The sequence below is a fragment of the Halorubrum tebenquichense DSM 14210 genome (assembly GCF_000337415.1).
In the GTDB taxonomy this organism is placed as follows: Archaea; Halobacteriota; Halobacteria; order Halobacteriales; family Haloferacaceae; genus Halorubrum; species Halorubrum tebenquichense.
In genome coordinates, this window is the sequence record NZ_AOJD01000032.1 from 1 (window position 1) to 19,556 (window position 19,556).

General features: G+C 64.0%; 26 protein-coding genes and 1 tRNA gene. 16 read left to right on the forward strand and 11 right to left on the reverse strand.

What is annotated here, in order from left to right; translation table 11 throughout:
- Positions 1 to 391 (forward strand): tyrosine-type recombinase/integrase (locus tag C472_RS17775; protein WP_006628824.1); only part of this gene is annotated, 391 nt, incomplete at its 5' end.
- A gap of 83 nt (positions 392 to 474) precedes the next feature.
- On the opposite strand, the gene C472_RS17255 is transcribed toward C472_RS17775, so the two are convergent.
- Entirely contained in the window at positions 475 to 615 is a 141-nt protein-coding gene (locus C472_RS17255; protein ID WP_160162872.1) for a hypothetical protein, read from the reverse strand.
- A 265-nt stretch (positions 616 to 880) separates the two neighbouring features.
- Entirely contained in the window at positions 881 to 1,147 is a 267-nt protein-coding gene (locus C472_RS05550; RefSeq protein WP_006628825.1) for a hypothetical protein, read from the reverse strand.
- Positions 1,148 to 1,397: 250 nt separating this feature from the next.
- Here C472_RS05550 and C472_RS05555 point away from each other — a divergent pair, with 250 nt between their 5' ends.
- From C472_RS05555 to C472_RS05625, 15 genes are all read left to right on the forward strand, one after another.
- The gene (locus C472_RS05555; protein WP_006628826.1) at positions 1,398 to 1,802 is read left to right on the forward strand and encodes a hypothetical protein; all 405 of its coding nucleotides are present in this window, start codon (positions 1,398 to 1,400) and stop codon (positions 1,800 to 1,802) included.
- A 137-nt stretch (positions 1,803 to 1,939) separates the two neighbouring features.
- On the forward strand, positions 1,940 to 3,574 hold the full coding sequence (locus C472_RS05560) for a hypothetical protein (RefSeq protein ID WP_241432952.1): 1,635 nt from the start codon (positions 1,940 to 1,942) through the stop codon (positions 3,572 to 3,574).
- On the forward strand, positions 3,575 to 3,964 hold the full coding sequence (locus C472_RS05565) for a hypothetical protein (RefSeq protein ID WP_006628828.1): 390 nt from the start codon (positions 3,575 to 3,577) through the stop codon (positions 3,962 to 3,964). It begins immediately after the preceding gene.
- Positions 3,965 to 4,043: 79 nt separating this feature from the next.
- Entirely contained in the window at positions 4,044 to 4,418 is a 375-nt protein-coding gene (locus C472_RS05570) for a hypothetical protein (protein ID WP_006628829.1), read from the forward strand.
- Positions 4,415 to 4,903, forward strand: a complete 489-nt coding sequence (locus C472_RS05575) for a hypothetical protein (protein WP_006628830.1) — start codon at positions 4,415 to 4,417, stop codon at positions 4,901 to 4,903. The genes C472_RS05570 and C472_RS05575 overlap by 4 nt, the downstream gene beginning before the upstream one ends.
- Complete coding sequence (locus tag C472_RS05580; RefSeq protein ID WP_006628831.1) at positions 4,900 to 5,166, forward strand: hypothetical protein; 267 nt, start codon at positions 4,900 to 4,902, stop codon at positions 5,164 to 5,166. The genes C472_RS05575 and C472_RS05580 overlap by 4 nt, the downstream gene beginning before the upstream one ends.
- Positions 5,167 to 5,253: 87 nt before the next feature.
- Positions 5,254 to 5,940 (forward strand): hypothetical protein, encoded by a 687-nt coding sequence (locus tag C472_RS05585; protein ID WP_241432953.1) that lies wholly within the window; start codon positions 5,254 to 5,256, stop codon positions 5,938 to 5,940.
- On the forward strand, positions 5,940 to 6,158 hold the full coding sequence (locus tag C472_RS05590) for a hypothetical protein (RefSeq protein ID WP_006628833.1): 219 nt from the start codon (positions 5,940 to 5,942) through the stop codon (positions 6,156 to 6,158). The genes C472_RS05585 and C472_RS05590 overlap by 1 nt, the downstream gene beginning before the upstream one ends.
- The gene (locus C472_RS05595; protein ID WP_006628834.1) at positions 6,155 to 6,592 is read left to right on the forward strand and encodes a hypothetical protein; all 438 of its coding nucleotides are present in this window, start codon (positions 6,155 to 6,157) and stop codon (positions 6,590 to 6,592) included. Before C472_RS05590 ends, C472_RS05595 begins: the two co-directional genes overlap by 4 nt.
- Positions 6,592 to 6,759: a hypothetical protein gene (locus tag C472_RS17260; protein WP_161612611.1), complete on the forward strand. Its 168-nt coding sequence runs from the start codon at positions 6,592 to 6,594 to the stop codon at positions 6,757 to 6,759. The genes C472_RS05595 and C472_RS17260 overlap by 1 nt, the downstream gene beginning before the upstream one ends.
- Positions 6,760 to 6,939: 180 nt before the next feature.
- Positions 6,940 to 8,442 (forward strand): hypothetical protein, encoded by a 1,503-nt coding sequence (locus C472_RS05600; protein ID WP_241432955.1) that lies wholly within the window; start codon positions 6,940 to 6,942, stop codon positions 8,440 to 8,442.
- Positions 8,429 to 9,241 carry a hypothetical protein gene (locus tag C472_RS05605; protein ID WP_152420603.1) on the forward strand — a complete coding sequence of 271 codons (813 nt, stop codon included), beginning with the start codon at positions 8,429 to 8,431 and terminating at the stop codon, positions 9,239 to 9,241. The genes C472_RS05600 and C472_RS05605 overlap by 14 nt, the downstream gene beginning before the upstream one ends.
- Positions 9,238 to 10,359, forward strand: coding sequence for a hypothetical protein (locus tag C472_RS05610; protein WP_049906353.1), 1,122 nt, complete (start codon positions 9,238 to 9,240; stop codon positions 10,357 to 10,359). The genes C472_RS05605 and C472_RS05610 overlap by 4 nt, the downstream gene beginning before the upstream one ends.
- Before the next feature lie 184 nt (positions 10,360 to 10,543).
- Entirely contained in the window at positions 10,544 to 13,501 is a 2,958-nt protein-coding gene (locus C472_RS17265; RefSeq protein WP_161612613.1) for a hypothetical protein, read from the forward strand.
- Between the two features lie 7 nt (positions 13,502 to 13,508).
- Positions 13,509 to 13,823: a hypothetical protein gene (locus C472_RS05625; protein WP_006628840.1), complete on the forward strand. Its 315-nt coding sequence runs from the start codon at positions 13,509 to 13,511 to the stop codon at positions 13,821 to 13,823.
- 313 nt (positions 13,824 to 14,136) lie between these two features.
- Here the strand turns inward: C472_RS05625 and C472_RS05630 are convergent, their stop codons facing one another.
- The 9 genes from C472_RS05630 to C472_RS05670 form a co-directional block, all read right to left on the reverse strand.
- Positions 14,137 to 16,029, reverse strand: a complete 1,893-nt coding sequence (locus tag C472_RS05630; RefSeq protein ID WP_006628841.1) for a DUF7845 domain-containing protein — start codon at positions 16,027 to 16,029, stop codon at positions 14,137 to 14,139.
- A complete protein-coding gene (locus tag C472_RS05635; protein ID WP_006628842.1) occupies positions 16,026 to 16,388 on the reverse strand; it encodes a hypothetical protein in 363 nt (120 codons plus the stop codon). Before C472_RS05635 ends, C472_RS05630 begins: the two co-directional genes overlap by 4 nt.
- Positions 16,388 to 16,870 (reverse strand): hypothetical protein, encoded by a 483-nt coding sequence (locus C472_RS05640; protein ID WP_006628843.1) that lies wholly within the window; start codon positions 16,868 to 16,870, stop codon positions 16,388 to 16,390. Before C472_RS05640 ends, C472_RS05635 begins: the two co-directional genes overlap by 1 nt.
- 148 nt (positions 16,871 to 17,018) lie before the next feature.
- Positions 17,019 to 17,510 carry a C2H2-type zinc finger protein gene (locus C472_RS05645; RefSeq protein ID WP_006628844.1) on the reverse strand — a complete coding sequence of 164 codons (492 nt, stop codon included), beginning with the start codon at positions 17,508 to 17,510 and terminating at the stop codon, positions 17,019 to 17,021.
- Positions 17,497 to 17,676 (reverse strand): hypothetical protein, encoded by a 180-nt coding sequence (locus C472_RS05650; RefSeq protein ID WP_049906356.1) that lies wholly within the window; start codon positions 17,674 to 17,676, stop codon positions 17,497 to 17,499. Before C472_RS05650 ends, C472_RS05645 begins: the two co-directional genes overlap by 14 nt.
- Positions 17,673 to 18,221, reverse strand: coding sequence for a hypothetical protein (locus C472_RS05655; RefSeq protein ID WP_006628845.1), 549 nt, complete (start codon positions 18,219 to 18,221; stop codon positions 17,673 to 17,675). The genes C472_RS05650 and C472_RS05655 overlap by 4 nt, the downstream gene beginning before the upstream one ends.
- Positions 18,218 to 18,475 carry a DUF7563 family protein gene (locus tag C472_RS05660; protein WP_006628846.1) on the reverse strand — a complete coding sequence of 86 codons (258 nt, stop codon included), beginning with the start codon at positions 18,473 to 18,475 and terminating at the stop codon, positions 18,218 to 18,220. The genes C472_RS05655 and C472_RS05660 overlap by 4 nt, the downstream gene beginning before the upstream one ends.
- 287 nt (positions 18,476 to 18,762) lie before the next feature.
- Positions 18,763 to 18,834, reverse strand: a tRNA-Ala gene (locus C472_RS05665).
- An 80-nt stretch (positions 18,835 to 18,914) separates the two neighbouring features.
- Positions 18,915 to 19,508 (reverse strand): SRPBCC family protein, encoded by a 594-nt coding sequence (locus C472_RS05670; protein ID WP_006628847.1) that lies wholly within the window; start codon positions 19,506 to 19,508, stop codon positions 18,915 to 18,917.
- Positions 19,509 to 19,556: the final 48 nt, after the last annotated feature.

Below are 19,556 nucleotides of genomic sequence, written 5' to 3' on the forward strand. Positions count from 1 at the left end.
GGTCCGAGTCTGGGAGGGGAAGGGCGACAAGTTCCGCGAGACGCCGGCGCCGAGCGATCTCGCGATGCGGATCCAGACGATCGGCGATGTCCGCGACGCACCGAGCGACGAACCGGTCCTGTCGGTCTCTTCGACGCGGTCGCTCCGACGCTGGCTCCAGGGCGCTCGCGAGCAGCTGGCCGAGCAGGAGGACGACATCGGCTGGGAGTTCCTCAGTACGCACGATCTCCGTCGAACGTGGGCGAGTGCGCTCGCGGACGCGGAGGTAGACCCACTCCTTGTTCTCGACTGGGGCGGCTGGGAGGATCTAGAGACGTTCCTCGAACACTACAACGGGACGTACAGCCCAGCGGCGCAGCGGCGGGCTCGCGAGAAGGTGGCGTGGCTGTAGGAACGAGCCAAATTCTTTAATACGATACCGATGGTACTTTCAGTTGCCTACGGGTGGAGACGCCGGCTAAGTGGCGTACTCCACTACTTCAACATCTCGACGAGCTTCGCGGCTGTCCTGATCGTTTCTAGGGTCAGCTTCAGCTCCTGAATCCGGTCGAGACGAGTCGATTCCTCTTCATCGCTGTCGGATTCGGAATCCGACTGGACGTTGTCGTCACTCATCGAGCGGGCTTCCGTGGAAAAGCCGGCTTAACCCTGCCTACGGGTGGAGACACCGGCTTTCCACAATCAAGCCTTGGGCGGGATCACCTAAAAAGGCACCCGATCGGACAGGTTGTATTTAAAAAAAGTGTTCTGAACCGTCGATCCGGTCCTCTGACAACAGTATAACACGCTGAGGACGAAGTCGCCGGGGGAGACAGAGTACTCTACTCCCACCTCATTTCTTCGCGTTTGTGTATGAGCGTGAACTCAGAACGAAGGAAATTCAGTCCGCCTGCGACACGCCCCGCCCGACACCGAGATCGAGCGCCCGCTTCGCTGCGAGCCGCTCGACGACCTCGCACTGTGCCAACTCCGGGAGGTCACCTCCCTCTTCAGGGATCCGGACTACGTAGGTCCGTCGCCCGAGCCGATCGACGTCGAGATGCTGTTCGTCCGGGAGCTCGCCCTCCTCTAAGAGGCCGTCCTTTTCGAGGTCGTCGCGCGGGAGCGTCACGACACCAGATCCGCCGTGGTCCTGTAGCTTCTGCATAGCAGCGCCGTACTGTCTGGGTCTCTTAAAGGTACCTCTGACATGGGCGAAAGGTTGCTTTGTTCCATTTGAGACGAGGGTTCAACGGAGGGGGACATTACAGCCGGTCTATCGTCCGATTCCGGACGATAGATAGAGATGAGCGTCCACGACGGGGTGAAAGAGTCCCCCGATTCCTCCAGTAATTCGGAGGCCGACCGCAGCGAAGTACAGCACTTTCAGGACTGGAAGAACATCGAGAGCGAATCTGATGTCTGACGGCGAGGTCGCCGTCCGGCAGGGCGGCCACGAACACGCCGTCGACGCGCCGCGCCTGAACGACCAGCTCCACGTCGATCTCGACCACGTAGAGGTCCCGCGGGTGAAGCTCCCGTCGGAGGTCGTCGTCGAGTATCAGGACGAAGACGACGTCGAGGGGGAGAATCTCCAGACAGACGGCGGGGAGACAGTTAACCGAACGTACGTCGAGATGGGCGGGTCACAGACCATCAGCGACGAGCTCGCCGTCTGGTCGATCATCGCGGCTGGTGTTCTGCTGATGTCGGCGGGTTACCTGTTCGGCATCGAGGCTAGCGGCTCCGGACTGATCGCAATGGTCGCCGGTGGCCTTCTCGGCTACATCGCGGTCCCCTCCTTCTGGAGTGAGGCGTCGTGACTGAGCGCGCCGACCCGTACGGCATCCACCTGAGCGAGGCTGCTCGGGACTACCTGACCGCGTTTCGGCGCCGCTTCCCGCGACAAGATCGACTCGAAAACCACGGACTCGCCGCCGGAAACGGCTCCTTTCAACCGATGACTGACACCAACGACACCGACAGCGACGCACAGAACTACACCAACGTCAACCTCGAGGCGGCCCACTACGCGGCGCCGGACTCGATCGCCTGGACGTTCCTCGTGAGGACCGACGGCAAGCTCTCCCGGGATGTCGGCCGCCGGGCGTTCATGGCGGCTGCGGGCGCAACGCTCGCCGCCGGCATGGCGGGCGGCGCGGCCGCACAGAGCGGCGGTAGCCAGCTGAACTTCGGCTACGACCTCCTGTCTGACCCGTGGATCACCGGAGACGTGACCGTCGAGACCCACGAGCCCGACTTCGATGCGTTCGACTACATCGCCGACGACGAATCGGTCCAGTCCCTCGCCGGTGCGACCCTCGCCGACCGGGAGGACGAGGACACGCCGCACAACCCCATCCGCATCCGGGGTGACCTCATCGACATCGACGACTACCGTCGCTTCCCAGCGGACCTCACGACCACGAACTCGGACGACGAGGAGGTCGACGCGTCCGCACTTGATGCGGAGTTCTGGACCACCGACGAGTCCGGGAGCACTGGGACGATCTCCGTCACCGAGGAAGACGACGCGCTCAACATCGCGGCGACCGGGCAGGCCGCAGGTGACACCGCGACCGCGACGTTCAGCGACTTCACCATCGGCGACGGAGAGCAGCGCCGCGTTCTCCAACTGGTCGCCAACGTCAACGAACTCGCGGCGGACGCGGTCGTTTCCGTCCGGGTCGTCGACGCGGCGGGCAACGAGGTCGTCGCGACCATCGACTCGTCGGCCGACTCCAGCGCCGACGACGTGATCGCGACCGCTCAGGGCTCGGGTCACATCTTCCAGACGCAGCTCGGCGACATGCCGGGCGGCCCCGACCTGGACACGATCGAGGAGGTCGTCGTCGACGTCTCCGAGGCCGACGCGGACGTGACGTTCCACGGGTTCAACCTCGAAAGCTCGTCGCGCTGGCAGTTCGGTAACCGCGAGCGCGTGAACAGCGACGAGGAGCTCGTAACCGAGACCGTGTACGAACAGACCGGCTGGTTCGGGATCACCGAGCTCTCGACGCTGTACGACACGGACCGCTTCGCGAACGCTGTCCTCGAGGAAGTTCGGTACGACGCCGCGTTCCGCGTCTCCGAGCTCCCGAGCTCGTACGTCGAGTTCGAGTTCGAGGACTCCGGCCGCGACGACTACAGCCGCCGGATGCGGTACGTCTACAACTTCAAGTTCCCGAGCGCGTACTCGCTGTCGATCACGCTCAACACGTGGTACGACGAGGTGGTCTTCCAGTACCCGTCGGACCGCTACATGGCGATGGAGGTCGCCACGGGTCTCAGCGAGCAGGTCGCGCTTGACGGCACCGACGACGTCGAGTGGACGTCGCGGACCTCGACGTACACCGGTGCCAGCGAGGGCGACGACATCGAGCTCTCGGGGACGCCGTCCTCGGACTCGGTACTCGCTCTCCACGGCGACGTGCTGTACCGCGGAAGCGAAGAGGACTCGGCGACGTCGTCCGCGGCGATGGGGCCGACCGGCCGAGAGGGCGGCGGGCTTCTCTCGACGTGGCTGGGGAAGATCGGCGCGGTGCTCTCAGCACTCGGCCTCGCCGGACTGGCAAACGCTTTCCGGGGGTCGTAGATGGCAGCTTCTGGCAGTAGCGGCGGTGGCGACACCGACTACCTAAGCCGGGCAGATGGCGAGAGCATCAACAGCGGCATCATCAAGGCGATTCTCGCTCCGGTCCTCGCGACTGGCTCGGGGATCGCGATGCTGATCGACTCCGGACTGCGGTCGTTCTCGGACATCTTCGAGATCTTCGGAGACGTTCGGACGCTCGTTGGCGCGTTCTTCACCAGCCCGACCACCGCGCTGGAGATGGCGGCCCAAGCGACTGGGGTGTCATCTCAGCAGTTCGGCATACTGGCGATACCCATCGTCATGGCGAGCATCGCACTCGGTCTTGTCCTGGTCGACGCCATCTGGGGCGGCGAGATTCCGATAGTGAGCGCGATCAACCCGCTCTCCTGACCATGATGGGAACGCCGCAGACCGTCGCGTCCGCGGCGGACGAGAGTGGAGACGCTCCTTCAAAGAGACGAGGTGACCGATGAGCGGCGACAGACAAACGAGTCTCACGTCCGACGACTTCCGGTCTGACGGACGCATCCAGTGGACCGAACTTGGGAAGACGCTTCTAACGAGCGTCTGGCTAGCATGGGGCTCGTTCCTCGCCGGTGTGAGTGAGCTTGTGTTCGGCCTGCTAGGTTCGCTCATCGAGTGGCTGTACAGCGGGTATGCGACGCTCCTCAGCCTCCCGTTCGAAGGCTGGACCGGCCTTCTCAGAGCCGCATGGAGAGGCGCCGCCCAGTCAATCGCCGGGTTCGGCCTCGGAGCGTGGTTTGTTGCGATCATCGTCATTGTCGCGTTCTTCCTGCTGGCAGAACGGGCGTTCAGGGTACTCACTGAGGGGGTCCAGCCATGAGCAGCAACGAGGAAGAGGGCAGTATCCTCCCGACTTGGGTGATTACAATCACCACCGCTGGGCTTGGAACGACTGTTGCTTCCTTCGCTCGCAACCCGGAGACCTTCATCTACGCCATCTTCGTCGATGGCGTCCTTGGCGCCTGGGGTTGGCTGCTCGATAACGTGTTCGGACGCCTGTACTGGGTTATCGAACTCGCTCTGGTTGATGGAGTTGCGGTCCCGCTCAGTCGGGCGGCCAATATGGCCGGTTCATCCCTCTACGGCGCGCTGATATCGATTCAGACGTGGGCCGAAGGGGAGATGATGAGCCTCGGTATCGCGGCGCCGTTCGCGCTCGCGATTTCGTGGCTGATCATCGCCACGATCGTCGCGATAATCTCCCAGCTGCTCTGGGGATTCATCGAGACGTACCTGCCCGTCGACTCGGTCACCGGAGCACTGCGGTCTCTCTGGTCGGCGATCGCCGGAGGTGATAACGCATGAGCAACCTCAAAGATGCGATTCTCGGAGGTGGCGCTGGTCTCGTCGCGATCGACGGACTGTGGTCCGTCGTGGACCTCGGGTTCGCGTTCGCCGATGTTGCGTATGTCCCGCTATCTGTGGCGTTCGGGACGCTCGCACCGAATGTCGACTTCATCTCGCAGGAGACGCTCCAGCCAGTGATGGTGTTCGTCGCGCTGCTGTACGTGTCGAACCTCCTGATAAAGCGGATACAGCGCTACAGAAACGGAGATTCTGATGACTAACAACACAACGGAACGAACGGAGAACTGCTCGCGGCTCCTCCTCGAGGAGCTGAACAACAGTCTACGGTCCCCTGGAGGTGGAGGACCGTGCTAGCACAGATATCGCTGTTCGGCGTCGCGATGTCGCCACTGCTATGGGGGCTACTCGGCGTCTCGGTCATCTCGCTAATCGGTCTGCGGGCTGCCCGCGAAGAGGGCTCCGACCCGAACCGGCTCGAATCGGTCGCGTGGGGGTTGACTCTCGCCATGCTTTCGTACGTCATGTACGTCTCGTACACCGCGTCCGACGTCGCCGGCGTCGCTCAGTGGATCGTCGCGGGACAGGGCCGCGTGTGGGTCGGTATCGGGTTCGTCACCTGGGCCGGCTACATCTGGCAGCAGACTGCCGGCGAGGTCGACAACCGTCGGGACATGGTCGACACCCTTCGAGAGCGCGTGACGCGTCCGATGCTGGCTATCGGGGGCATCATCTCGACGGTGCTTATCACGGCACTCGTCGGTCTCTCGACGTTCGCGGCCGTCGCCGGCGACATCCTCGGATTCGTGTTCGGTGCGTTCGCTTCCGAGCCCGGATTCGGTGCCGCGGTCGTGACGACGGTCGGCGGGTGGATATCCTTCGGAGGTTCCGTCCCGCTGATCGACCCGTTCATCCCCGCGTGGGCTCGCGGTGTCTCGCCCATCGGATGGCTCGGGTTCGCGGGTCTCGTCATCATCATCGGGCTGTCGTTCCGGTCGCAGAACTTCCGCCAGGCACTGCTGGGGAGGGCCAACTGATGACGGCACCGTACCGACTCCGGGACGGTATCGGCGACTGGCAGGCGATGAGTGCCTTCCTCGCTATGATCCTCTGCGCAGCCGCGCTGGGGCTGTTCCCATCAGTCGTGGACGACTACGGGGCTCTGACGCTGGCGTACGTCGCGTTCTTCACCGTCCTCCTGCTCGTGAACATGAACACGACTGACCGGCGCCTCCGTGAGGTGAGCGGTTCGTGAGCGCCCAGAAGTCAGTCCAGATTGATGCTCCGCCGGGCCAGTCGGTCGACTTCGACCATCTTGCTCGCGTCGTGGTCTCGGACTCGAGCGTCAACTGCCTCACCGTGAGGTACCTCAACGGTCTCACGCTCGAGCTCGCGTCAACGAAGCTGGGGACGGCGATCAACATCGCTGGCCTCGAACCAGCGTACCCGACTCGCCTTCACGCACTCGTTGAGAAGGTGTTCGGGACTCCGAAGAGTGAGAAGGCTCACGAAGACGTCGTCGCATCCGTCGAAGACGTCAGGGGCTGCTCGGTGACCGAGACCGGTCGCACGTGGGTCGAAATCGAGCCGGTGGTGCGGAACCCGGCCGACCTAGCGAAAAGCCTCAGCGATGTCGCGGAGGCACTCGACTGCCAGACAATCGTCTCGGTGTCACGGAGGTCCCTCTGATGTTCATCAACATCGACGGGACCGCGGTCGCGATCGGCGTCGTCCTCGTGCTCGCCGCACTCGTGTTGCTCTTCCCGAGCCGCGCTGGCGAGCTCGTCGAGAGTGCCCGCCTGACTCTGGGCCGCGCTCTGACTCCCGGAACCATCGTTACAGGGGTGAGCGGGTAGATGCGTCGGCGATGGGTACTCGTCGCGGTCGTCGCGATCGCCGTGATTGCCAGCGCTGGCCTCGTCGCGACCGCGCAGTCCGACGCCGAGAACGATACCGATTACACGCTCTCGGAACTCCAGCAAGACGGCACAAGCTACTCGAACTCGCCCGATTCGGTGCGTCTCTCCGGGAGCGAGATGTACTGGTTGGTCCACTGGCCGGCCGGAATCTCGGGGAATCCGGGCGACCCCAGCGACGACTACTGGCGGTACCTGTCGCCCGACACTGTCGTCGACCGGAACTCAGTGTGGCTCCGGTCGATCAACACCGACTCGGCGAAGGACCTGACCGTCACTGTGGCGACGTACGACGTCGGCGAGCGGGAGGTCGTCGACCGCGAGACGAACACGACGACCACGGAGCAGTATGCGAAGAACGTCACGACGAAGGAACACAACGTGACGATCAACCGCGGCTGGGCAATGGAGGAGATCCCGCTTGGCCAGTCTGACGGTCGCGACCAGGTCGCTGTGTGGGTTGAGACCGACCAGGGGAACCCGAGCGACGAGCTCCGGTGGACATTTGAACACGAGTCGGTCGCGACGACGCAGGAGCTGCCGTTCAGTTCCTGGGGCGGCCTGCTCCGCTGGTCGATGGTTATCTTCATGCTGCCGCTCGGCGTCGGCGGCGTGGTCTCGCTTGCCGGCTCGAAGAAACTCATCGATCGGGCGGGGAAGGGAATCGGCTGGGGATACGGCGTGTGGACTGCGATCTTCGCGCTGGTCGGTGCGATGATCGTGGCCTCGTTCTGGGGGAACATCGCCAGCCTCGTCGTTGATTACCCGTGGGTGATGGTCCTGTACATCCTGCTGTTCCTGTTCGCGCTGATGGTCGAGACGTTCGAGCAGCACACAAAGACCGTCCGATTCGAACAGGATGAGCTCGCCAGGGCGACGACCCCGGCCGACGAGGAGGGCGTCGACGTACTCGGTTCTCGCGAACGGACGCTCACAGTGATCGACCGACCGGACGAGCCGATGATGGTCGCCTCGGACGGACTACTGGCGTTCCTTTCCCGGGTCGCAACCGGCAGCGCGGCGAAACTCCGCACGGTCGATCCCGGCCACGACGACGCGGATATACACGGGGAGACCGACTCCTGGAAGGACCCACTCCGGTGTCAGGCTGCGGTCAAGGAGGGTAACGTGGACATGCGGGCCTACGTCCATCCTCTCTCACAGAGTGTAGTCGACTACAAGCCGGAAGGGTGGGAGTTCTCGCTCCCCGAGCTCAAAGATCGAGAGGACTACGGCCAGCTGGCGACGCGTGTCGGAGCCACGCTCGTCGGCGCATACATCGCCTCGCAACTGTTCGCTGGCTTCGGCGCTGCGGCCGTGTTTGTCCTCGGCGTCGGCTGGATAGGGCTGCGGCCTCGGGAGGCGTACGCACGCGTCTGGGCGGCTCCCGCACACTACAGGAGTGCCCGGGCGACCGCGCTTCACCTCGCAGAGGAGACCGACAACGCCGAGACGATCGAACAGGAGCGCGAGCAGCGCATCCGAAGCGAGATCACCACCGAGAAGGAGAAAATGGACGCGGTCGACAAGCGCGACGGCACGCTGGTAGACGAGATGTTCAGCATCGACGAGGACGAGGACGACCTTCCGGGTAGCGGAGGTGTTCCGGGTGGCGACGACTGAGTCACCGTCCGAGTTCGCCGGCGTCGACGCTGACGCCGACCTCGACGAGGGGTCGTACCGCCCGGCGCTGGTGAAGCTCGTCGAGGACGTTCGCGACAGTGAGCGCCAGCTGCTCGCGGGGTTCGACTCCCGGCGGGCGATCCTCCTGTGGACGCAGGAGCTCGCCGTGCGGACGCTCGGAGAAATGCCCCAAGACTGGTTCTACCAGATCGCCCGGCAGTTCCGTGGCGTCCCTTCGAGCGCGCACGAGAGGACGCTCGTCTCCGCGCTCTTACGGCCGGAGAATCGGACACGCGAGCTCGACGAGGCGAAGGCGCGCGAGTTCCGCCGACAGCTGTCGGCGAAGACGATCCGGCCCGCGGCCCACCGGGCGTTCCGGGAGCTGCGGGCCGACGCGGGAGAGTACGTCGACGACGGGAGCGACGACCAGCACGCTCCCGGCAAACAGCAGTACGTGGCGATGCGGCCGTCGATCCACGAGCTCCACGAGAACCAGCGGACGACGCTGGAGGAACTCCTAGACGGGTTCGAGGATCGGGAGTCGATCCTAGGCTGGGGCCACGACCTCGAACTCGCGACGCACGGCGAGATGGACGAGGAATTCGTCACGCGGTGTTACGGGGAGCGGTCGACGCGAAAGCTGCTAACGAGCACCGAGAGCGCCGACAGACGCGGCCGCGAACTGTTCGCGGCCCACTACCTGATACCAGTGTTCAACCGCGGCGTGCGCGACCTCGCGGGGCGTGCGAAGGAACAGGCAGACGAGGAACAAGAGGAGCGGAAAACATCCAAACTATGAGTTCAGACACGACGGTGCGAGCGGCGGGCAATCGAACGAAGCGGAAGGTCCTCGACCAGTTCCGCGAGCCGATATCGCTGACAAGATGGTCAGACGCACGCTCGATGCGCGAGGAGTTCGGGATGAGCGCGTGGGACCGCGATACGTTCGAGTTCCCGAGCGTGATCCCGAACTGTATCGAGCACAGCTGGGACTCGCCTGTCGATGAGAACGACGGTGGGACCGACTGGCTTGCTCGTGGCAAACCGGGGACGGGGAAGTCAACGCTGGCGAACTACCTCGTGGTCCGCCTACTGGAAGTGAACGACGAAAAAGTCGTCTGGCGCGGGTCAAGCAGCCGATCGGAGTGGCTGCCGCTCGCGCCGTGGACGACGCTATACCTACCCGCGGGGATCGACATCTCGGCGCGGTTGGAACCGAAGGATCCGACGAACGACCCGGTCGACCTCGACGTCGACGAGCTAACAGAGATCGTCCGCGAGGTGCGGCGGTACAGCGACCCGCGAGATCTGAACGAGACGCTCGACGAGGGAAGTCTCCACGTCGTGTATCCAGACCCGCGGATGCGCGGCTGTCAGGAGGTGTACGCACAGTCGCCCGAGAAACGGTACGACACGCCGGCGAAGCGCGAGACGCTGTTCGGTCCGCAGGACCCGGCGAGTCATTGGTGGTTCGCCTGGCTGCTCGCTCGTGTCGAACACGGGCCGCACCACTGGACGTCGCTCATCTTTGACGAGATCGGCGACGTGTGTCCGCAGTCGGCGAAGAAGGACTCGTTTGGGACCTACCAGAAGGTCGAGCTGCTGAAAGACACGTGGGTCGACATGCGGAAGTTCGGTGTCTCTGTCTACGCGTTCGCGCACTCGGAGACCGACGTTCATCAGATGATTCGGCGAAAGCTGCGCTGGCGCGTACAGATGCCGGGCACGGCGAACCCGACGACCGCAAGCGACGTGGTCGGCTTCGAGAGCGTCCGGCAGAACCGCGACATGACCTCGCAGTACGACATCGGCCACGGCCTGATGTACACCGAGAGCAACTACGAGGACTTCAACTGGGACGACATGCCGAGCCCCAGCTCGTACAAACTGAAGATCGCACCCGAGGACGAGCGATGATTTTTGAAAAAAACGAAAGCGACGATCGAAGCGATCGCGACGATCGAGACGGTGAGGTTCGAACAGTTTCGACGACGCTCCGCGCCGAACCGGTCGCGGCGACGAGTCGGCAGATACGCGCGCGCGTATCGCATGGGATCGCAGGGGTCCCCCCGGGTACGCGAGCGCAGACTGAGGTGCGCGCATGAAACGCTCGCTAGCGATCGCGGCCGCGACGATCGTGGTCGTCTCGATGCTCGCGATGCCGCTCGGCGCTGCTGTCGCGACGGCTCAAAGCGGGCCGAGCGGGATGGTCGCACTCGGTCCTGATCAGGTTGATGAGGACCTGCCGAGCAACGCGGATGTACCCATCCGCGCGAGCGACCTCGAAGGGAACGTGTACGCGTCCGACCACGCGGGTACGCTCCAAATCACGGTCACGACGCCCGAGCGGGCAAGCGACTACATGGGCGAGAACGCGAACGTGGTCGCGGACGACGATATCGCGATTGTGCTGGCCGACGACGAGGTCCACGAGGGACGCGATGTCGCTGTTGACCTCGGCGTCCTCGAGGCCGGCGTCGGCTACGTTCCCGACGTCGCGTACGGCGTCCACGACTCCGGCGAGGAGTGGCAGTCGCCTATCGAGCAGGAGGACGGAGTGGGGCGATTCCACGTGCCGGAGTTCTCGTCGAATAGCGTCACCTTCTCTGGTGGGATTACTCTGTCAGGGAACGCCGCTGCGGACGGGACGAACTACCAGTACGAGCTGGACAACTTGAACGGTGTCTCCGATTACGCGATCAATTTGACGGGCGTCACTAACAGCGGCTGGAGTAACGTCTCGGCTGGCGGTGTGTCTGACGGTGACACAATCTCGATTGATGTGGGCGGCAACCTCGATCCGATAGGACCGAGTAGCGGAGAACCAACTGTGACCTTTACAGGAGATCTCAAATATTATAATCAAATTGATGAATACGGGGATGGGAATGCCGATGGTGACGCGGGATTTGTTGGAGATAATGGCGCTTACAACAATCCATTAAAATCCAGCATGGAAGTCACACCTAAAAAAGACATTACATTAAACTCGTTTAAACTACACGTTGGTTCTGTTTCAGGCTCGGATTACGGTCCAACTGTCGAGGTCAGGATTGCCTCCGGGCAAGCCGATGAGACATGGGGAGACGGGACTCAAGTCGCCACATGGGAGCCTGATTGGACAACTGGTAACCAGACCGTTTCCCTCGATTCATCTGAGACACTACAAGCAGGTGAGACGTATGAATTTGAGTTCATCACCGACTCGGAAAATAATAATGGAGAGGATGACCAATTAGAGCTTTCGTATGATAGCGATTCATCATCTGTCAAATTCTTACGGGACTACGGTCAAGTAGCCGACTATGAGACATATCCCAGCCTTTTGCTCCCTAACGCAGAAAGCGCAGATCCGGCTATTGATATAGACGGGGACGGCACAGACGAAGCAAGCTATTCAGGGACTTTAACCGACGGAGAGTCTGTTACTCGGGATCTTAGCCAGCTATCGAAATCGACAGATAACGCGGATATATCTCTCACCTCGGGAGCGGTCGATGTTGATTTTAAAATCAAAGAGCGGACTCAAACGTCAGATCCCGTCGTGGAAGTTAACGGCTACGAGACTGAACATAACGGTGTCCTGAGCGAGGGTGAGACGACCTCGCTCGCAACGAACGAGGCGTGGCTCCAGGAGGGCACCAACAACGTCACCATCCGGACGAACACGCCCTCGAACGGGCCCGAGTCACTTGTCGACCTAGAGTACAGCCACGACGCCAGCGGAGTGACGAAGTCCGTCGACATCGAGGCGACCTCGTGGACCGAGTCGTTCAACGTCTCGCACACGTTCCCATCCGCGGTCGCAGACGCGGATGCGACGCTGACGTTCGATGAACAGGTCGCGGAGATCAACGACGTCGAGTACCGCATCGATGGCGGCGACTGGCAGGCACCGCCCGACTACGAGCTCAACGGAACCGACCTCCACGTCGGTCTCGGTGACGTCGAGGCGGACACGGAGATCGACGTCCGGGCGACCGGTCACAAGGTGCGCGCGTACGACGGGTCCGTGAGGGTGACCGAACCGACCGTCGAAGGCGATGACCTCTCGACCGAGGTGGAGATAACCGACATCAATCCGGACGGGATGTTCGGCTTGCGCGTCGACGAGACCGTACTCGGCGACCGACTCCACTACGCTAGCGAGGAGTCGTGGACCGGCGAGTCCGCCCACGCCGAGCTGACTTCGAGCGGCACGCAGATCCTCCGCGCCGAGGACGCAAACGAGGGGTCGACGATGCGGGTCTCGACCGCACCAGTCTCTGTGTCACCGGAGAGCGGGGCTATCGAAGCTGAAGTTGAAGACGGGAGTGAGCCGACGTTCTCGCTCCGAAAGGGCAACACGACCGGCTCCGACCGCATCAAGGTGACCTACTACGATACGGTGACGGGAGACCGGTACGCGCTCTGGTCTGAAACACGGGAGGTCGAAGTCGACGCCGACCGAGCCGAGTCGCCTGTCAGCTTCATCACTGACGGCTCCTCCGAGACGTACAGCATCCTCCAGCGGGATGCCGGACAGCAGCCCCCTGAAGACCCGCCTATCGGGCCGACCGATCAAGAAGGGACACTCTCGCTCGTACTGGCGTTCGTGGGCATCGGCGGCGTCCTCGTTGGGTCGACGTTCGTGAGCCGGAAGTTCAACATCGGTGGCTGGCTCCTCCCGGTGACCGCGACATCGCTGACCGCCGTCGCGATACAAGTCCTTTCGCCGGGTTCGCCGCTGCTCCGTGTGGCCCAGCTCGCCTCGGAGTCGAACGCGGTCACGATCGGGGCGGTCGCTGCGCTCCTGATTGGCATGTGGCAGCTCGACGAGAGAACGAGTGGGAAGGTCCCGTGGTACGTCCGCGGGGTCATCGGTGTCTTGTCGGTCGTGTGGGCACTGGAGACCATCTCGCCGGGCGTCATCCTCGGAGGGCTTCGCCAGGGCGTCGAATCGATGGGGCCGCTCATCGTGATCGTGATCGTCGGCGGCGGCGCGTACCTAGTCCGCGAGTGGATTCAGGCGCGTCGGGCGCCGGACACGGTCGTCGAGTTCAGCGCGGGGGAGCAGTAGTAGACCGATGTTCGCCGCCACGGAGTTCTTGGCGTCGCTGGGGCTCGGCTCTCAGCTCGTCATGGGCGCGTCCTTTGCGATAGCCGCGCTGTATATCTACCGGGCGGTCGGCATCGCCCGTGTCGTCGCCGGGATCGGCGGCCTGATCGCAAGCCACGCGCTCGTGATCCTAGTCGTCGCCGCGGTCGCGATCTCGCTTGGGTGGGTGGCTCCGAATGCCGGGACCGCGCTCGAGCACGCACGAATCGTATGGGAGTTCGCGACCGGTCGCGGGCTCTCGCTCGCTCGCGGTCTGCTTGAGTACGTGAGCGTGCTTGCGTAATTGCCGACGGTCGAATCTTACGCGTAGGCTCAATTTTCGCGCGCGGCGCAACCCCTGTTTCGAGTGCTTCAACTGGAGTTGTGCTGTGCGGGTGCTGAGTATTTTCCCCCGAAGGGGGTGCCCTTAGGCACACTCCCTAAGGGGTCCGTCCCAGCCTGTGGGATCGAAGCCAGCCCGGACGCGGGGCTGGCGGAGATCGCGGTCACGATCGAAGCGGCGACCAACGCCGAAAATACTTCCATCACTCACAGAATGCTACGCAAGAAAACACGAACCGGGGATCAAGGTAGTGTTGCCACTCATCTGTCGTGCGTCAGCGGGGGAGCTTCGAAGAGAAGAGCACGTCGCCGTTCCGGTTGATCGGCCGCTGACCCGTCCGACGTCCCTTCCCCTTCTCGGTGTAAGAGAACTTACCGCTGATGAACCGCCGGTAGGCCATCGACCCGGTCTCATCGGCGGCGTCGACGCCGGCGCGGATGAGCTTCACGAGCTCGACGCGCGAGAGCGGACGGCCACCGAGATCGACGACCATGCCGTCGACGGACTCCGTGATCGAGACACCGTGACGTCGGGCCCACCGCGCGAGCGACGAGTCCTGGTCGATCGTCTCCGTCTCGGCGGAGGCGAGCTGCCGCACGCCGCCGACAACCCAGTCGGTGACGTCCTCGAACGTGTTGAGCAGGTCCTGGAACTTCTTGCGGATCACCTCGTCCTCGAAGGACATCTTCGCGTTCGCGACCTCGACCAGGTCGTCGAACTTCTCCGCGGCGCGGTAAACGGTCGACCGAGATGTGTCGGACATCTCCGCCAGATTCTCGATGTCGGCTCCGTCGCCGCCGTCGGCGAGGGCTGTGAGCACGGAGCGCTCGCCCTCGGAAGCGTCGCCGCGAGCAAAGTGGGCGACTGCCTGCTCCTCCTCGCCGTCCTGGACGCTCGGCATCTTGTTCTCGACGAGGTCCAGATCGCGCTCGGACTCGGTGACCTCGAAGTAGTGGTCGGCCGTGTAGATCCGCGGGTCGGCGCGGGTCGGTAGGCCGGCCCACAAGAGGACGTTCACGAGCGACTCGTCGAGCTCCGTGCGGAGCGCCTCGACGTCGAAGGCGTCCGGATCGTCCCACGGGACAGACGCGATGTCAGAGTACTCCTTCGACCACTGGAGTTCGAGCTTGGGATCGGAGAGCGGATCGTCCTCGGCCGACGTCTCCTCCGACCGGGCGAACTCGGGATGGTAGTACTTCGCCGTCTTCCCGACTGAGTGTCGCTTCTCCGTGAGCTTCTTCCAGGTGCCAGCGTCGAGAGAGACGGCGTTTCGATGGCCGATGACCTTCTCGTTGTCCCACTTGTACTCGCCCTTCCCGCGGTGGTTCGAGCCGAAGAGCGCGAGTTGATCGAGGACGGCACCCTTCCCGGCGATGTGCTGCTCGCCGGCGTTGCGGTCGAGACGGAGGTACATCTCCATCTGGTAAGCGTTCGAGAACTCGTGGCGGCACTCGTCACGGAAGTAGTGCTCGTTGATGTTCAGCTCGTCTGCGAGCCGCCGCAGCAACGGGATCACCTCGTCGGGTTCGAGGTTGCTAGAGTTGGCCTGAACGCGGAGCCCGTACGGGAGATCCTCGGGCATCGAGTCGATCCGCTCGCCGTCAGCGGTCCGGGCGTCCGGGACCGATGGGCGGAACTGGAACGTGGCCTTCCGCTCCCCGAGACCGTCCTGCGCTCGGACGCCGATCTGGTACTCGTTGAACGTCTCGTAGGGGCGAGCCGGTGCCGCGATCCCTCCGGACCAGTACCGCGTCTTCTCCGGGTTGATCTCCCAGAGCTCGCCGTCGAAGACGAACGAGCCGATATCGACCGCGATCGTCGGCTCGTACTGCGAGACGACTGCGTCGTACGGCGACAACGAACCGGGGTGACCGTTCTGAGAGACGTCCGGCTGCGAGAACAGCAAGTGCGCCCCGAACGCGTGAACACGAGGCTCGACACACGGAATCGGCCCGTCGGTGTCGAACGTCTGGTACTCAGTCGACTCCGGGCTCTCCGGATGGACCTGACGTGACGCCTCACCGACCGCCTCGCGGAGCTCTTCGCTCTCTTCGGACTCTATCGTGCCCTCGACCGAGTCCTCGCTGTCAGAGGTCACCGGCTGGGCGTCGTCGAGCAGCTCGGCGAGGTCGCCCTGCGGGCCCGGTTCGAGGTAGTCGTCGCTCACAGGTCGACCTCCTTCGTCGGGACGATCACAGCGGCCTCCCGGCCCTCCTCGAAGTGAGCGGCGACCGGAACCCATGGCGCGTCGATGTCGTCACCGCGATCGTGGTTTGACCAGTCGTAGGTCGACACCTCGGCGTGCTCGGGAGCGATCGCGAGGACGTACGGGCCAGAGCGATACCCGCGGACAGGGACCGTCGAGTGACGGACAGCCCGAATGTGTTTCCCGGCGATCCGCCGGCGTGGGACCGGATGCGTGCCGAGCGTGTCGGCGACGACATCCTTCGTGAACGGACAGGCAGCGACACGACCGCCGCCTCGATAGCGCGCGATGGGACGCCGGAGAAGCGGTTCCGCCGACATCACTCGACCTCCGTGGGGTCGAAGATGTTGCTCCACGCGAGCTGCGCCTTCCGACCGCGGCCATCCAGTTCGTCGCGCCAGCTGGCGTTCGCGTCGACGAGGCCGCCGACGCTCCGCGCCGGGACGATCTTCATCGCGATGGGTTCCCGGGCGGGGCGGGGCTCGCAGACGAGGAAGCAGTAGACACCGCGTCGCTCGACGAGCGCCTCGTGTTGGCTCTCGCGGAGCTTGTAGCGACCGCGGCGCTGAGCGGTGGTCTGGACGACCATCGCGCTCTTGATCTCGACCGGGAGCCCGGCCTCGACGACGCAGAGGCCAGCGAACGGCAGGTCGTCACGCGGGAAGATGGCGGTCTCGGCGACAGCGTCCCAGTGTTCCTCGCCGGACGTGGGTTCGAGCTCGCCGACGGCGTCGAGGACGTGATGCTCGGCGTTGTGGCCCGCGCGCTTCGCGGCGGCGAGGGGGTCCTGACTCCCGCTCATCGGTCCAACCTCGCGGGCATGCGGATGTCGCGAGCGCTGGTCCAGGGCCGGATGCGGGCGGCACCGCCGCCGTAGGCCCAGACGGTAGCACCGAGGAGGTGCTCGCGAGCGATCGACGCACGATCGACACCGTCGGTGGATCGATCGCTCACGCGGAACCACCTGCCCACTTCGCGAGCGTATGCTGTTCTTCGGTTTCCGCCACCGCGAAGTCCATCTTGTCGTCGGTATCGATCTGGTGGACATCGGCGAGATGCCATCCGAACGCGTTCCCTGACGGGAACCTCTCGTTACAGAGGCTACATCGCTGATGTTCGGAGATCTCGATAACGACCGGCTCGGGTTCTCCGAGCTCGTCGCGCCGGACGTAGTGCCAGCCGTCGAACTGCGGGTGATCGGCGATAGCGCGGCTTAGACGGTTCCGAAGTACCTCATCGACCTGGTAGAGCCCACGTTTCCACTGTCCGAGGTCCTCGGAGTAGTGGAGGTGTTCCAACCGTCCATGCGGGCCGCGGAACAGGTAGTCGTCCGAGGTAGCCCACTCGTCGAGGACGCACACTCCGAGGTCGGCGGAGATTGTATCGAGGATCTCCGCGGTGAGCTGATCGGCTCCGTCTCCGGATCGCTCACTCGGGGGCATAGACCACCTCAACCTCGTCAATGTCTTTCTCCTCGCCGTTGTCGAGTTTGACCCACCGGTTATCGACGACAGCCACAACGCGGCCGTCTGCGATCCCCCGACCGTCGTCGGGATCCCACGCAACGATAGCACCCTGTTCAATCTCTCCGTCGGACTGATCGCTCACGGCCGGTCACCTCCGTAGAGCGCGGCCTGAGCGTCTGGATCCCAGCGGTAAACGCCCTCGTGGTCGCGGTACCACGCCACGAATTCACCGGCTCGCTTGCGCTCGACCTTGACGGATTCGACCGGGTCGAGGCGGCGGTCGACGGTCACGAACCGAACGGTCTCACCCTCTGGTTCGGCGCTGTCATACAGTGCGAGGCCGTCGACACCGAGCGCGACGCGGTTCATCCGCTCGCCGTCGACGCTGATCTGGTCGGGAACCTCGTCGATAGAGACGAAGCGCTGTCCTCGAACCGCGTACGTGTCCGGGTCGTCGACGTCGAGCGCTCGCATCTGCTCCCAGAGCTCCGGGTGCTGGTCGCAGAACCGAGCGAGGTGGAACGAGCAGAGCGCTTCGTCGCCGCCGAAGTGGGGCCACGCGACGCGGTAGACGGCGTCGTTGTCGCAGTGACCGGTCCCGCAGTCACCCTCGTCGATGGGACCGATGTCGGGTTCGAGCGGCGGCGCGCCCGAGGTCTCCCAGGCACCGCGTCCGACGCGGCTCATCGCTGCCCTCCGTCGGCTCGGGCGGCGTCGACGCGCTGCCCGCGGTTACGATTCGGTTGGTCGGCCGGGTCAGCGAGATCGACGGTCTGTCCGGCGGCGCTCCCACGACTCACTCGGCGGAAGCAGTCGCACCCGAGACAGCGGTGGACGTCGCCGCGATCGTCGCCGAACACATCGGCGAATCGGTCGGAGACGTGACGGCCGCAGTTGCGGCACTCCTGCGCCTCGCGCTCGTCGACACGGAGGCGCATCATGGCCGGCACCTCCCGTCATCGAGGGCGGGGCACTGTTCGTCCTCGTCACCTTCGTTGAGCGGAAGTCCGCAAAACTCGCAGCAGACCGGTTCGAGGACCGTATCCTCGGACGCGGTCATGCCGTCTCACCCCTCTGAGGATCGCCCGACGGCAGCGATGCGCGTTCGGGACCGGAATGAAATCCGTTCTCCGAGGGGTTCGTTTCGAAAGTCGATTCTGCTGTTACCGCCGTAGCGAAGGCTTTTGCTGTCGGTTTAGAAGCAACCGTTACGGCGGAGAAATCGGAATGGACTCGCGGGGATTTGAACCCCGGGCCTTCCCCGTGCCAGGGGGATGATCTACCACTGATCTACGAGCCCTCGACGCACTCGTTCCTTCCCCGCTGGATATATTAAGGCCTTCGACTCGGCGACGCCATCGGCGTCGCGTTCGCGCCGTCTCAGATCCGGTCCGAGTCCACGTACACGTCGAGGTCGACGTCGCGGCTCGACCCCTCCAGATCGCGCACGGCGCGCTCGACCACGCGCTCCGCCTCGCTCCTGATGAGGGGAATCGCCTTCTTCAGCACCCAGTCGAACGAGACCAACCGCGGGAGGTCGAGCGCGTCGGAACTGGCCGATCCGGGGTCGAACTCGACTTCGAGCGCGACCTCGCAGGGCGCGTCGGCGTTCGCGTCGCTGTCGGCGTTCGCGTCGCTGTCGCCGCTCGGACCGTCGTCGCTCGCCTCCTCGTCAGCGTCGTCGGTCTCGGGGGGCGTCACCCGCCAGCAGCCGCCGGCGTCGATGTCCTTCGTGATCTCCCAGTCGATCCGCTCGGGTGGCTCGACGCCGGTCACCTCCGAGCGCGCGGTGTAGGAGATCTTCCACCACGCGAAGGTGAGCGCGTAGCGGGTTCCGGGGCCGCCGTCGCCCGTCACGGTCCGGACCTCGCTGAGGTACTCGGAGTAGTTCGCGTACCGCGGGAAATCGAGCAGGAAGTCGTACACCTCCTCGGGGTCGGCGTACACCTCCGTGCTCACGACGAGTTCGTCCACGTACGGGAGTTCGAGCCGCGCTTATTAAACCGTCCGGCGATACGTGGG

Bases quoted from the DNA above. Each gene is read 5' to 3' on its own strand.
- C472_RS17255 (WP_160162872.1), bottom strand. From the start codon at position 615: ATGAGTGACGACAACGTCCAGTCGGATTCCGAATCCGACAGCGATGAA.
- C472_RS05550 (WP_006628825.1), bottom strand. From the start codon at position 1,147: ATGCAGAAGCTACAGGACCACGGCGGATCTGGTGTCGTGACGCTCCCG.
- C472_RS05555 (WP_006628826.1), top strand. From the start codon at position 1,398: ATGTCTGACGGCGAGGTCGCCGTCCGGCAGGGCGGCCACGAACACGCC.
- C472_RS05560 (WP_241432952.1), top strand. From the start codon at position 1,940: ATGACTGACACCAACGACACCGACAGCGACGCACAGAACTACACCAAC.
- C472_RS05565 (WP_006628828.1), top strand. From the start codon at position 3,575: ATGGCAGCTTCTGGCAGTAGCGGCGGTGGCGACACCGACTACCTAAGC.
- C472_RS05570 (WP_006628829.1), top strand. From the start codon at position 4,044: ATGAGCGGCGACAGACAAACGAGTCTCACGTCCGACGACTTCCGGTCT.
- C472_RS05575 (WP_006628830.1), top strand. From the start codon at position 4,415: ATGAGCAGCAACGAGGAAGAGGGCAGTATCCTCCCGACTTGGGTGATT.
- C472_RS05580 (WP_006628831.1), top strand. From the start codon at position 4,900: ATGAGCAACCTCAAAGATGCGATTCTCGGAGGTGGCGCTGGTCTCGTC.
- C472_RS05590 (WP_006628833.1), top strand. From the start codon at position 5,940: ATGACGGCACCGTACCGACTCCGGGACGGTATCGGCGACTGGCAGGCG.
- C472_RS17260 (WP_161612611.1), top strand. From the start codon at position 6,592: ATGTTCATCAACATCGACGGGACCGCGGTCGCGATCGGCGTCGTCCTC.
- C472_RS05600 (WP_241432955.1), top strand. From the start codon at position 6,940: ATGTACTGGTTGGTCCACTGGCCGGCCGGAATCTCGGGGAATCCGGGC.
- C472_RS05610 (WP_049906353.1), top strand. From the start codon at position 9,238: ATGAGTTCAGACACGACGGTGCGAGCGGCGGGCAATCGAACGAAGCGG.
- C472_RS17265 (WP_161612613.1), top strand. From the start codon at position 10,544: ATGAAACGCTCGCTAGCGATCGCGGCCGCGACGATCGTGGTCGTCTCG.
- C472_RS05625 (WP_006628840.1), top strand. From the start codon at position 13,509: ATGTTCGCCGCCACGGAGTTCTTGGCGTCGCTGGGGCTCGGCTCTCAG.
- C472_RS05635 (WP_006628842.1), bottom strand. From the start codon at position 16,388: ATGTCGGCGGAACCGCTTCTCCGGCGTCCCATCGCGCGCTATCGAGGC.
- C472_RS05640 (WP_006628843.1), bottom strand. From the start codon at position 16,870: ATGAGCGGGAGTCAGGACCCCCTCGCCGCCGCGAAGCGCGCGGGCCAC.
- C472_RS05645 (WP_006628844.1), bottom strand. From the start codon at position 17,510: ATGCCCCCGAGTGAGCGATCCGGAGACGGAGCCGATCAGCTCACCGCG.
- C472_RS05655 (WP_006628845.1), bottom strand. From the start codon at position 18,221: ATGAGCCGCGTCGGACGCGGTGCCTGGGAGACCTCGGGCGCGCCGCCG.
- C472_RS05660 (WP_006628846.1), bottom strand. From the start codon at position 18,475: ATGATGCGCCTCCGTGTCGACGAGCGCGAGGCGCAGGAGTGCCGCAAC.